The 12,327-nt window shown below is 70.6% G+C and carries 11 protein-coding genes; 1 reads left to right on the plus strand and 10 read right to left on the minus strand.

Annotated features, from left to right (window positions below; all coding sequences use genetic code 11):
- Window positions 1–87: 87 nt before the first annotated feature.
- The 8 genes from OHB49_RS16240 to OHB49_RS16275 form a co-directional block, all read right to left on the minus strand.
- Complete coding sequence (locus tag OHB49_RS16240) at window positions 88–699, minus strand: response regulator transcription factor (protein WP_030915281.1); 612 nt, start codon at window positions 697–699, stop codon at window positions 88–90.
- Complete coding sequence (locus tag OHB49_RS16245; RefSeq protein WP_329161088.1) at window positions 696–1,874, minus strand: sensor histidine kinase; 1,179 nt, start codon at window positions 1,872–1,874, stop codon at window positions 696–698. The genes OHB49_RS16240 and OHB49_RS16245 overlap by 4 nt, the downstream gene beginning before the upstream one ends.
- The gene (locus OHB49_RS16250; protein ID WP_037851717.1) at window positions 1,871–2,626 is read right to left on the minus strand and encodes an ABC transporter permease; all 756 of its coding nucleotides are present in this window, start codon (window positions 2,624–2,626) and stop codon (window positions 1,871–1,873) included. The genes OHB49_RS16245 and OHB49_RS16250 overlap by 4 nt, the downstream gene beginning before the upstream one ends.
- Window positions 2,623–3,558: an ABC transporter ATP-binding protein gene (locus OHB49_RS16255; RefSeq protein ID WP_329161091.1), complete on the minus strand. Its 936-nt coding sequence runs from the start codon at window positions 3,556–3,558 to the stop codon at window positions 2,623–2,625. The genes OHB49_RS16250 and OHB49_RS16255 overlap by 4 nt, the downstream gene beginning before the upstream one ends.
- A 188-nt stretch (window positions 3,559–3,746) precedes the next feature.
- Window positions 3,747–5,870: a hypothetical protein gene (locus OHB49_RS16260; RefSeq protein ID WP_329161092.1), complete on the minus strand. Its 2,124-nt coding sequence runs from the start codon at window positions 5,868–5,870 to the stop codon at window positions 3,747–3,749.
- Window positions 5,871–6,045: 175 nt separating this feature from the next.
- A complete protein-coding gene (locus tag OHB49_RS16265; RefSeq protein ID WP_329161095.1) occupies window positions 6,046–6,492 on the minus strand; it encodes a DUF6113 family protein in 447 nt (148 codons plus the stop codon).
- A complete protein-coding gene (mshB, locus tag OHB49_RS16270) occupies window positions 6,489–7,442 on the minus strand; it encodes an N-acetyl-1-D-myo-inositol-2-amino-2-deoxy-alpha-D-glucopyranoside deacetylase (protein ID WP_329161096.1) in 954 nt (317 codons plus the stop codon). Before mshB ends, OHB49_RS16265 begins: the two co-directional genes overlap by 4 nt.
- 63 nt (window positions 7,443–7,505) lie before the next feature.
- Entirely contained in the window at window positions 7,506–7,700 is a 195-nt protein-coding gene (locus OHB49_RS16275; RefSeq protein WP_030915260.1) for a hypothetical protein, read from the minus strand.
- Window positions 7,701–7,904: 204 nt separating this feature from the next.
- On the opposite strand from OHB49_RS16275, the gene OHB49_RS16280 reads away from it, so the two are divergent.
- Window positions 7,905–10,037, plus strand: a complete 2,133-nt coding sequence (locus OHB49_RS16280) for a S9 family peptidase (RefSeq protein ID WP_329161098.1) — start codon at window positions 7,905–7,907, stop codon at window positions 10,035–10,037.
- Window positions 10,038–10,199: 162 nt separating this feature from the next.
- On the opposite strand, the gene OHB49_RS16285 is transcribed toward OHB49_RS16280, so the two are convergent.
- Both OHB49_RS16285 and OHB49_RS16290 read right to left on the minus strand, forming a co-directional pair.
- The gene (locus OHB49_RS16285) at window positions 10,200–11,360 is read right to left on the minus strand and encodes an ABC transporter ATP-binding protein (RefSeq protein ID WP_329161101.1); all 1,161 of its coding nucleotides are present in this window, start codon (window positions 11,358–11,360) and stop codon (window positions 10,200–10,202) included.
- Window positions 11,350–12,327 (minus strand): ABC transporter ATP-binding protein, encoded by a 978-nt coding sequence (locus OHB49_RS16290; RefSeq protein ID WP_329161102.1) that lies wholly within the window; start codon window positions 12,325–12,327, stop codon window positions 11,350–11,352. The genes OHB49_RS16285 and OHB49_RS16290 overlap by 11 nt, the downstream gene beginning before the upstream one ends.

Here is a 12,327-nt window from a genome sequence, read left to right on the forward strand (position 1 = left end):
GAGGATCTCCGAATCGGCGGTGCCGTGTACAGGGGGCGGTAGGCCCGGGCTGCCCCGTCCCCGCCCGCGGGGCCCGATTCCGGGCCGCTACAGCCACCCCTTCTCGCTCGCGATCCGTACCGCCTCCGCCCTGTTCCGCGCCGCCATCTTCTGGATCGCCGTGGACAGGTAGTTGCGGACCGTGCCCTGCGAGAGGTGGAGCGCGGTGGCGATCTCCGCGTTGGTGGAGCCGTCGGCCGCCGTGCGCAGGACATCGCGTTCGCGTTCGGTCAGTGGGCTCGCCCCGTCGGCGAGCGCGGCCGCCGCCAGCGTCGGGTCGATGACGCGTTCTCCGGCGAGCACCTTGCGTACCGCTTCGGCGAGTTGGGCGGCGGGGGCGTCCTTCACCAGGAAGGCGTCGGCGCCCGACTCCATCGCGCGGCGCAGATATCCGGGGCGGCCGAACGTCGTGACGACGACGACCTTCACGGCCGGGAGTTCGCTCCGCAGCAGTCCTGCCGCTTCGATTCCGGTCATGCCCGGCATCTCGATGTCGAGGAGCGCGACGTCGACGGCGTGTTCGCGGGCCGCGGCGAGCACCTCGTCACCGCGGGCGACCTGGGCCACCACCTCGATGTCGGGTTCCAGACCGAGCAGCGCCGCGAGGGCCTCGCGCACCATGGACTGGTCCTCGGCGAGGAGGAGTCTGATCATGCTCATTCCCCGGATCCTAGGCCGGATCCGAGCGGAACACTGAGGGTGAGGGTGAAGCCTTTACCTGATGAGGAGTTGGTGGGCCGGGTGGTCATCGTGCCGTCGACCGTGGCGAGCCGTTCGGTGATACCGGTGAGGCCGTTGCCCGGCTTCGTACCGGAGCCGCCCAGGCCGTCGTCCGCCACCGTGAGTTCCAGGATCCGGCCACCGAGCGTCTGGCGTGGGGCGAGGGTCACCGTGCAGCGGCGGGCGCCGCTGTGGCGTACGACATTGGTGACGGCTTCCCGCAGCGCCCAGGCGAGGACTTCCTCCGGCTTCTCGGGGAGGTCGTCGGGGGCATCGGTCGGGACGTCGGCGGTGATGCCGGCGGCGGCGAGTGCGGTACGGGCTCCGGCCAGTTCGCCGGGGAGCGTCGGCCGCCGGTAGCCGGTGACGGCGCTGCGCACGTCCACCAGGGCCTGCCGGCTGACCTGTTCGATGTCGGAGACCTGGAGCGCCGCCTGGTCGGGGTGGTCGGGGAGCATCCGTCCGGCCAGCTCGCTCTTGAGCGTGATCAGGGAGAGCGAGTGGCCGAGCAGGTCGTGCAGATCGCGGGCGAGCCGCAGCCGCTCCTCGTTGGCGGCGAGCTGCGCGACGGTTGCGCGGGCCTCGCGCAGCTCGATCGTCGTACGGATCATCTGCCGTACGCCGGTCATCGCGAACCCGCCGAGGAGTGCGGGGACGACCAGGGCGGTGATGATCTCGCGCGGGTGGTCGCCGGTCAGGCCGATGCCGACGAGTACGGCGGTGACGGCGGGGATCAGCCACCCGGCGGTCCGCAGGGGCAGGGTGGCCCCGACGGTGACGGAGACGTACACGAAGAGGACCAGCCAGGGGGTGCCCAGCGTCAGGGAGAGGGCGACGGCCAGGGCGCCGAGGAAGGCGATGGTCGTCCCGACCCGGCGGCGGTCCAGCGCCTTCGACGTGTGGCGGAAGACGAGGACCAGGTACGTCCCGACGAAGACCACCAGGCCGAGGGCGCCCAGCGCGGTGGCACACGGCGTGTGGTTGCCGTCGAGGAGGTCCTTGACCGGGGCGCTCATGAACGCGAGCCAGATGCCGATCCAGAGCAGCTTGATGCCCACCTGGCGGCGGTTGGTCGGCGGGCGCCCGATCCCTACGAACGTCGCGTCGTCGTTCACGCCTTGAGGGTGTCCTTCCGGTAGAGCCAGGCCGCGCCACCCGCGAAGAGCAGGAAGTAGACGCAGAGGATGCCGACGTCCTTGGCGTGCGGCGAGCCGCCCATCTCGACGGCCTGGCCGAGTGAAGCGTACGCGTGGGTGGGCAGCCACTCGGAGATGTTCTGGAGCCACTGCGGGAAGGTCGCGCTGGGCATCCACAGGCCGCCGAGGATCGACAGCGCAAAGTAGATGATCATGGTGATGGGGCGGACCGCGTCACCGCTGGCGATGTAGCCGATGGCGACCCCGAGCGCGGCGAAGACCAGCGAACCGGCCCAGATGACCCCGACCAGCGCGAACCACTGCCAGGCGTCCAACCGCACGTGCTTGACCGCAGCGGCGACCAGGAAGACGACCACGATGCACGGCAGGGTGACCATCGCGGCGCTGGCGATCTTCGCCAGGACGTAGCCACGGCTGGGCAGTGCGGTCAGGCGCAGCTGGCGGACCCAGCCCTTCTCGCGCTCCTTGGCGATGCGCTCGCTGTTGCCCATCAGTACGGCGGTCAGCGCGCCGAACGAGGCCATCGAGACCATGAAGAAGGCCTGCAGCGTCAGGTCGGTGTGCGGGACCTTGTCGGTGGTGTTCTGCGTGCCGGAGATCAGCAGGTAGATCACCGACGGGTAGATGATCGAGAAGAACATGAACTTCTTGTTCCGCAAGGTTCGGGTCACTTCGAGCCTGATGAGTGTCCACGAGAAGAAATTCATCATGCGGTCCTGGCCTCCTCGGCCTCGGTGATGGCGACGAAGGCCTGCTCCAGGCCGAGTCCTGCGACTTCGAGTTCGCGCGGGTAGAGGCCGAGCGCGTAGACCGCGTGGACGGTCGCGTCGGCGTTGTGCGACTGGATTCGGACCCTGTTGCCGCTGATGTCGAGCGTGGACAGGAACGGCAGGTCGCGCAGGGCCGCTTCGTCGACCGGGCCCTCCAGCTCGAAGGAGATCCGGCGGGCCCCGGCCTTCGCCTTGATCTCGGCCGCGGTGCCGTCGGCGAGGAGCCGGCCCTTGTGGAGCACGAGGACGCGGTCCGCGATCGCATCGGCCTCTTCGAGGTAGTGCGTGGCGAACAGGACGGTACGGCCCTGCTCGGCCTGCTCGCGCATGGTGGCCCAGAAGGCCTGGCGGGCGGTGACATCCATGCCGGTGGTCGGCTCGTCGAGAACGATCAGGTCGTTGGCCCCGGCGGTGGCGAGCGCGAACCGTACGCGCTGCTCCTGGCCGCCGGAGAGCTTGTTGACCATCCGGTCGGCGATCGACGCGATGCCGGCGCGGGCCAGGACGTCGGAGACCGGGTACGGCCGCGGGTGCAGATCGCAGACGAGCCGGACGATCTCCTCGACCGTGACGTCCTCCATCAGGCCGCCGCTCTGCAGCATCGCGCCGACCCGGCCCCGGGCGATCGCCTCCTGCGGGGACGTACCGAAGAGCCGGACCGTGCCGGAGTCCGCGGTGCGCAGGCCGAGGAGCAGATCGAGGGTGGAGGACTTTCCGGCGCCGTTGGGGCCGAGGAGCGCCACGGTCTCGCCGGGGTGCAGGTCGAGGGAGAGCCCGTCGACGGCGCGCACGTCCCCGTATACCTTGCTGACCTGGTCGAAGCTGACCACGGCCGCTTGCGCGGTGGTGGCTTCGGTGACTGTCGTTGTCATGCGCCCAGCCTGGCGGAGCGGGGTGTCCGCCCGGCAGGGTCACGGGTCGTGAATCGTGGATGACAGATGTCATGCCCGACGCATGACACCGCCCCTGTGCCGCCGCCATGGCGTACGCATGGCGCCGCCCCCGGCCGGAGGTCCGGGCGGGGGCGGGTGCCGTGCGTACTGCGGCGGTACGGGTGGTGCTATCCGTTGCCGTCGAGGGCGATCGTGGCGGTGCGCTCGGCGGGGGTCCTGCCGAGCAGCGCGGTCTGCATGGCATGCGCCACGTCGTCCGCACTGAGCTGGTGCTTCTTGCCGTCACCCTTGGTGATCATGATGCCGTCGAAGACACCGTCGCAGAGGGTGTCGATCGCGATCTTGTTGTAGTACGCGACCAGTCGGCCCTCGACCGCCCTCATGGACAGGATCTGCGGCAGCGACTTCGCGGGGCCGAACTGGATCTGCTTGGGCCCGGCCTTGATGGTGATCAGGCCGGACATCGCGGGCTTCGCGAATTCCTTCATCGCCCGGTCCAGTTCGGCCTGGCCGACGGTGGGCTCGCGGGTGGCGACCGGCAGTTCGACCGTGGCCGGCTTGCCCGTCTGCACCTGGGCGCGGTACGCGTCCCGGACCGAGATCATCGACCGGTTGACGTCCAGCGCCTTGCCCACCTTGCCGGGGACCTCGACGGCCTTGCCCGGCTCGAACTTGATCGTGCCGTCACGGGCGGAGCCGGAGGCGCCCGCCAGATCGGTCAGCGCGACGCCGAGCTTCTCCTCGTCGACCGGGATCACCGGGTCGGCCTCCCGCTCGCCGCCGAAGAGCGAGCCGATCACCGACACCGGGTTGTAGTCGCTGCCCGCGGCACCGCGCACGGTCTCCTGGCTGTCCAGCGAGAGACCGGCCTTGTCCGGGGCCAGCTGCGTGTTCTTGCCGTCCACGGACAGCTGGAGGGAGGTCTTGGCGCGCTCGCCGAGCGCCGCGTCCAGCTTGGCGACGGCCTGCTCCTTCGTGCCGCCGCCGATGTCGACGCCGAGGACGGTGGTGCCCTTGGGAACCTCGGAGTGGTTCATCAGCAGGCCCGCGCCGTACGCGACTCCGGCCAGACCGACGACTCCCGCGCAGAGCAGGACCAGCTTGGAGCGGCCCTTCTTCACGGGGGCCGGGGCAGGACGGGCGGCGGGGGCGGGTGCCGGGGCGACGGGGCGAACCGGTCCACCCGGCCCACCCGGTCCGGTACCCATCGGGCTGTCCGGGAGACCGGGCGTCAGGCCGGGACCCGGCACGCCCGGCACGCCGGGACCACCGGGAGCGCCCGGCCGTGCGAACGGCGACGGGGCGGACGGCGAGCGGTGCTCCGGTGGGACGACCGGGATGCCACTGGTGAGCGTGTCCCCGGAGACATTGCCCCCGGTACCGGAGCCCGGCGCCGCGAACTGCGGCGTCAGGACGGCCGTGTCGTCGGACATCCGCGGGGGTACGCCACCGGGAGCACCGGGACCGGACGGGCCACCGGGGCGTCCGGCGAATCCGTCCGCCCCACCGAGGTTCGGAGTGAGCGGCGAGGTGCCGGTGACCGGGCCGCCGGTGGCACCGGACGGGCCCGGCGTACGCACACCGAGGTTCGGCGTGGCGCGCGGCCCGGGAATCTCGTCCCCACCGAACTCGTCACGGGCACCGGGGCGGGGCGCCCCCTGGTCGCCCGCGTGCTGCGGACCCTCCGAGAAGTACGGAAGGTCGGCGCGCGGCGGGGGCGGTCCGGCGGGTCCGGCAGATCTGCCGGCGTCCACGTCCGTACCGGCACCCGGGCCCACGCCCGGGCCACCGCCGGCCGGTGCGCCCGCGCCGCCGACCACCGACGTGTTCGTCGGGGCCTTGCGCGGGGCGAACCAGTCGCTGCCGCTCTTCTCTCTGGAGGGCTTGTCGGCGGCCGGTTCCGCGGCCGCCGCTCCGTCCCGCGCCTCGTCGGCCGGATCACCCTGTGCACCCGGTGCGCCGTTGGATGCGGGCCCGCCCGGACGCGGCGTGCTGCCTGTGCGCTCACGCGAGGCGTCCGCCTCGGCGTCGCTCATCGGCGTACGCATGACGACCGGCGGGATGGGGCGCGAGCCGGGGATGTTGATCCGGATGCGCGTCGTCAGTGTCGTCTCGGTCCTCGGCTCTTCGGGCTGAGGCGCATCCGCAGACTCCGGGGACTCCTCAGGGGCGTCCTGCGAAGGGTGCAGCGACGGATACTGGCGTGATCCGTACGGCGGCGTACCCGACGGGTACGCGGCTCCCCCGCGCCCCTGGGGCCCGGAGGACGAACTGTCAGTTTCACGACTCAAAGCAGGTTCTCCCGATTGGCTCCGCCGCCCGTACTTCCCCCATGCCGCAGGCCAGGGGACGGCTCGGCGCGCGAACCACCATACTGGCCGCCGCCGCCGGACACCCCGCGACCGGGGGAGACGGCGGCGCACCCCCCGGACGAACAGGGGGCATTACGGGATCGGACGTGGCACATTACTTGCCAGGTCGACCGCTGTCGGCGCCTTGTTGGGGTGACCGCGACATGGTGGCACAGATCACAGCGATCGCCATCCCGCCCAGCATGAAGAGGGTGAGGCCCAGTTCGTCGCCGAAGAGGTAGTCGCCCTCCGGCCGTCCGCCGAGCAGAACGACGACCGAAATCAGCCAGCCCGCGGCGGGCGCCAGGGCGCCGATCTGGGTGCCGGTGAGCAGCCGGCCGCCGTGGAACAGTCCGGCGGCGGCCACCAGAGCGAGCAGCAAACCGCCGGGGAACCAGGCGGCTTGGACGAACGCTCCGGCGATCCCGACGAGCACGCCGAGGACCGCGAGGCCCAGGTAGGCACCGATGCGGCCGGGGTTCAGGGGCGCGGCGAGGCCGGTGGGCACGGGCTCTCCGGGCGGGGCACCGGTGCGGGGCGGGCGCTGCTTGCCGTTGCTCATGGACGTGCTCCCGACTGTGCTTCCGGTACGCCCGGTACGCCCGGTACGCCCGCGAAGAGATCGTGTTCCCGTACGCCCTCGGGTGCTCCGGAGGCTCCGCGTACCAACTCGTAGTACTCGGTGGTGAAGACAGGCTGTCCCAGATCGTTCGAAAGGGCGAAGAACGGGCCGTCCACGGCGATCTGGGTGCTATGTGCCCGCATCGCCGCCGTCTTGGCCGCCGCGTGGGCCGCGCCGTCGATCTCCGTGGTGATCTGCGTGTCGTTCACCACACCCGGTACGTCGTCTGTCGCGGCGATCCCCGGGAAGGCGTCGGGGGCCGTGTCGCGCAGCCGTGCGAACGCCTGCTCGGCGACGGAGCGCGGCACCCGGTTCCAGTAGATCTTGTCGATGGTGTGCGGCGAGGTGTCCGGGGATGCGTGCGGGGCGTCGGGCCCGGTGCGGTAGGCGGGATCGGCCGCGAGATCCGCTGCGCGCATCGCGACGCGGTGCGCCTGGATGTGGTCCGGGTGCCCGTAGCCGCCGTCGGGGTCGTACGTGACGAGGACCTGCGGCCGTACCGAGCGGATCACCTCCACGAGGTACGCGGCGGCGTCGTCGACGTCCGTGTTCCAGAAGGCGCCGGGCCGGTGGTTCTGCTCGGCGCCCATCATTCCGGAGTCACGGAACCGGCCGGGTCCGCCGAGGAACCGGTGGTCGGTGACCCCGAGCTCCTTCATCGCTGCGGCGAGTTCACCGATGCGATGGGTGCCCAGGGTGTCGTCCCGGTCGGCCACGAGGTGCGCGAGCTCGGGCGGGATGACCTCGCCCTCCTCGCCGAGCGTGCAGGTCACCAGGGTGACCCGGGCGCCCTGGGCCGCGTACAGGGCCATGGTGGCGCCGTTGTTGATCGACTCGTCGTCGGGGTGCGCGTGCACCAGGAGCAGACGACGGGCGGGAAGGTCCGTCATGGGACCCACCCTACGAGCCGGCCGGCCCACGGTCCGACCGTGGCGGGCGGCCCGGGCCCCGGGTCAGAACTTGATGCCCCCGATCATGCCGGCCACATTCGTGGTCAGTTCCGAGATGGTGGGCGCAATGGACGAACTGGCGAGATAGAAACCGAGCAGCATGCAGACCACCGCATGTCCGCCCTTCAGTCCGGATTTCCGGATCAGCAGGAAGACGACGATCGCCAGCAGCACCACCGCCGAAATCGAGAGTGCCACGGCGGTTCACCTCCATCAGTACGGTCGGGGACAGGCAGCACGCATGGAGCCAGCAGGTTCTTACCCACCGAGCGCTACGGATCATAACTATCCGTGGCCCCGCATTGATCGGGGCACAGCAGCACGAGGGGCGCACGACCGAGTGGTCGGGTGCTCTGCCGGGTCCGGGGACCGACGCCCCATCAGGCCCTAGGGTTCGGGGTTATGACCTTGCAGAAGCTTTCGTTTCCCCGACAGCACGCCAGGACTCAGCGGTTCACCCTCGGCGCTCCCCGTGCGTTCACCGTCTCGCCGGACGGGGAGCGGGTGATCTTCCTGCGGTCGGCCTCCGGCACGGACCGGTCCAACAAGCTCTGGGTGCTGGACCTGGCGGCCGACGGCACGCCGAACGAGCGGGTCGTCGCCGACCCCGGGACGCTGCTGGGCGGTTCGGCGGAGAAGCTGTCGGCGCAGGAGCGGGCGCGGCGCGAGCGGAGCCGTGAGGGGTCCTCGGGGATCGTCGGCTACGCGGTGGACTCGGCGGCCGAGTTGGCGGCGTTCGCGCTCTCCGGGAAGGTGTACGTCGCCGAGTTGCGGGCCGGTTCGACGCGCGCGCTGCCGGTACCCGGTCCGGTGCTCGACCCCCGGCCGTCGCCCGACGGGCGCCACGTCGCGTACGTGTCGAAAGGCGCACTGCGGGTCGTGGGGGCGGAGGGCGACGGGGACCGGGCGCTCGCGGAGCCGGAGGACGCGCACATCTCGTACGGTCTCGCGGAGTTCATCGCGGCCGAGGAGATGCAGCGCTCGCGCGGGTTCTGGTGGTCGCCGGAGTCGGACCGGCTGCTGGTCGCCAGGGTCGACGACAGCGCGGTGAAGCGGTGGTGGATCGCCGATCCGGCACACCCGGACCGCAAGCCCGCCGAGGTGGCGTACCCGGCGGCGGGGACACCCAACGCCGACGTGCGGCTCCTGGTGCTGGGGCTGGACGGCACCCGTACCGAAGTGGTGTGGGACCGGTCGCGCCATCCGTACCTGGCACAGGTGCACTGGTCGTCCCAGGGTGCCCCGCTGATCCTTGTCCAGGCTCGCGACCAGCGCAGCCAGCTCTTCCTCGCGGTGGACCCGGAGAGCGGTACGACGCGGACGGTCCATGTCGACGAGGACCCGGTGTGGCTGGACCTCTTCGCCGGAGTGCCCGCGTGGGCGCCGGACGGGCGGCTGGTGCGGATCGTGGACGAGGGCGGGGCGCGGGTGCTCTCGGTCGGCGACCGGCCGCTGACCGGGGCGCAGTTGCAGATCCTGGCGGTCCTGGACATCGGTGAATCGGATGTCCTGGTGACGGCGTCGGCGGGCGAGGAGGCCGCGGAGCCGGAGATCGGCGAGAGCCATGTGTACCGGGTCAACGAGCTGGGCGTGGAGCGGGTCTCCGAGGGGGCGGGAGTTCACTCGGCGGTCCGGGCGGGCGGGGTGACCGTGCTGGTCTCCACCTCGCTGGAGCGGCCCGGCGCCGCGGTGCGGGTGCTGCGGGACGGCAAGCAGATCGCCACGGTCGCGACATGTGCGGAGGAGCCGGTTCTGTCGCCGCGGGTGCAGCTCACCGAGGGGGGCGCACACCGGATTCCGTGCGCCGTGCTGCTCCCCACCGACTATCAGGAGTCGGACGGTCCGCTTCCCGTCCTGATGGATCCGTACGGTGGACCGCACGGCCGGCGGGTCGTCGCCGCGCACAATCCGCACCTCACCTCGCAGTGGTTCGCCGACCAGGGCTTCGCGGTGGTCGTCGCGGACGGCCGCGGCTCTCCGGGGCGTTCCCCCGCCTGGGAGAAGGCGATCAGGGACAACCTGGTCCTCACCCTGGACGACCAGGTGGAGGCGGTGCACGCACTCGCCGAAAGGTTCCCGCTGGATCTCTCCAAGGTGGCGATCCGCGGCTGGTCGTACGGCGGATATCTCGCGGGCATGGCCGTACTGCGGCGGCCCGACGTCTTCCACGCGGCGGTCGTGGGTGCTCCGGTGACCGACCAGCGGCTGTACGACACCCACTACACCGAGCGCTATCTCGGGGACCCGACGACCCAGCCCGAGGTGTACGCGTACAACTCATTGCTCACCGACGAGGGGCTGTCCGAGGCCGCGGACCAGGTCCGGCCGATGATGATCATCCACGGCCTGGCGGACGACAACGTGGTGGTCGCGCACTCCCTGCGGCTGTCGTCGGCGCTGCTCTCGGCCGGGCGGCCGCATGAGGTGCTGCCGCTCAGCGGGGTGACGCACATGACTCCGCAGGAGCAGGTCGCGGAGAATCTGCTCCTGCTGCAGGTGGACTTCCTGAAGCGGTCGCTGGGGCTGAGCGAGTAGTTCCGGCCGCTCGGTCCGACGCCACCGAGAGCGTGGTCAACGGGCAACCGGCCGGGGGGACTTGAAGGTCCTCCCGGCCGGTTCACGGCACCCGCACGGCCGTACGCCGTTCATGCTGGCGCGTTCGTATATCGGACGTGCGACAGCCGAGTTGCCCATGCGTTAACGAATGCGGGGGCCGGTGCCGGGCTCCCCCGGCTCTTCGGGCTCTTCGGGCCCCTCCCCCGGCCCATCCAGCTCCTCGGCGGGCTCGTCGGCGGGCTCCTCGGCAGGCGGCACCACCTGCTTCTCCTCGGCGAAGTGGCACGCCGAGTCGTGATGGGCCGGGGTGTCCGTCAGCCGGAAGACCGCGGGGACCGCGAGCAGCGGCACCTCCAGTGCGCACCGCTCCTGGGCCTTCCAGCAGCGGGTGCGGAAGCGGCAGCCGGACGGCGGGTTGGCCGGCGACGGCACGTCGCCGTGCAGGATGATCCGCTCCCGGTGCTCGCGCGCCATCGGGTCGGGCACCGGCACCGCCGACAGCAGCGCCTGGGTGTACGGGTGCGTGGGGTGGTCGTAGATCTGCTCGTCCGTACCGATCTCGGCGAATCGGCCCAGATACATCACGCCGACCCGGTCGGAGATGTGCCGGACGATGGACAGGTCGTGCGCGATGAAGACGTAACTCAGGTTGAACTCCGCCTGCAGCCGGTCGAGCAGGTTGATGACCTGGGCCTGCACGGAGACGTCGAGCGCGGAGACCGGCTCGTCGGCGACGATGATCTCCGGGTTGAGCGCGAGGCCGCGGGCGATGCCGATGCGCTGGCGTTGACCGCCGGAGAACTGGTGCGGGTAGCGGTTGATGTACTCCGGGTTGAGGCCGACGACATCGAGCAGGTCCTGTACCTTGCGGCGCCGGTCGCTCTTGGGTGCCACCTCGGGGTGGATCTCGTAGGGCTCCCCGATGATGTCGCCGACCGTCATCCGGGGGTTCAGCGAGGTGTACGGGTCCTGGAACACCATCTGGATGTTCCGGCGTACGGCCTTCAGCGCACGGCCGGACAGCTTGGTGATGTCCTCGCCCTTGTACTTGATCGAGCCGGCCGTCGGCTGTTCCAGATGGACGAGCATCCGGGCGACGGTCGACTTTCCGCAGCCGGACTCCCCCACGATGCCGAGGGTCTCGCCCGCGGCCAGTTGGAAGGAGACGCCGTCGACCGCCTTGACCGCACCGACCTGCTTCTTGAACAGGATTCCCTGGGTCAGCGGATAGTGCTTGACGAGGTCGCGGACCTCCAGAATGGGTTCGCCGCCCGTGCGGACGCTCCCCTGCTCAGCGTGCATCGAGCGTCTCCTTCCAGAAGTAGCAGGCGCTCTCGCGGTGCTGGGCCACCTCGAACAGCGGCGGTACCTCGCCGCGGCAGATGTCCTGGGCCAGCGGGCAACGCGGGTTGAAGGCGCAGCCGGGCGGGATGTGCAGCAGGTTGGGCGGCAGCCCCTTGATCGCGTACAGCTCCTGGCCCTTCTGGTCCAGCCGTGGGATCGACTGGAGGAGGCCCTTGGTGTACGGGTGGGCAGGCGCCTTGTAGATCTCGTGGACGGGGGCCGACTCCACGATCCGGCCCGCGTACATCACGGCGATGTAGTCGGCGACGTCAGCGACCACACCCAGGTCGTGGGTGATCAGGATGAGTCCCATGTTGAGCTCGCGCTGGAGCTCGGCGAGCAGGTCCATCACCTGGGCCTGGACGGTCACATCGAGGGCGGTGGTGGGTTCGTCCGCGATGATCAGCGAGGGTTCCAGCGCCATCGCCATGGCGATCATGATGCGCTGGCGCATGCCGCCGGAGAACTGGTGCGGGTAGTTCCCGACGCGTTCCTTCGCGGCCGGGATGCGGACCCGGTCCATCAGCTCGATGGCCTTCAGCCTGGCGTCCTTGCGGGACATCCCTCGGTGCACGACGAACATCTCGCCGAGCTGGTCCCCCACGCTGAGCACGGGGTTGAGGGACGACAGCGCGTCCTGGAAGATCATGGCCATCTCCTGGCCGCGGATCTTCCGGCGCTCGTCGGCCTTGAGCTTCAGCAGATCGCGGCCCTTGAAGATGATCTCGCCACTGCTGATCTTCCCCGGCGGCATGTCGAGAATGCCCATGATCGCCTGTGCCGTGACCGACTTTCCGGAGCCGGACTCGCCGAGGACGGCGAGCGTCTCGCCCTCGGCCACCGAGTAGTTGACGCCGTTGACGGCTTTGGCCACCCCGTCCCGGGTGTGGAACTCCACGTGCAGATCGCGCACTTCGAGCAACAT

This window comes from Streptomyces sp. NBC_01717, from assembly GCF_036248255.1.
Lineage (GTDB): Bacteria > Actinomycetota > Actinomycetes > Streptomycetales > Streptomycetaceae > Streptomyces.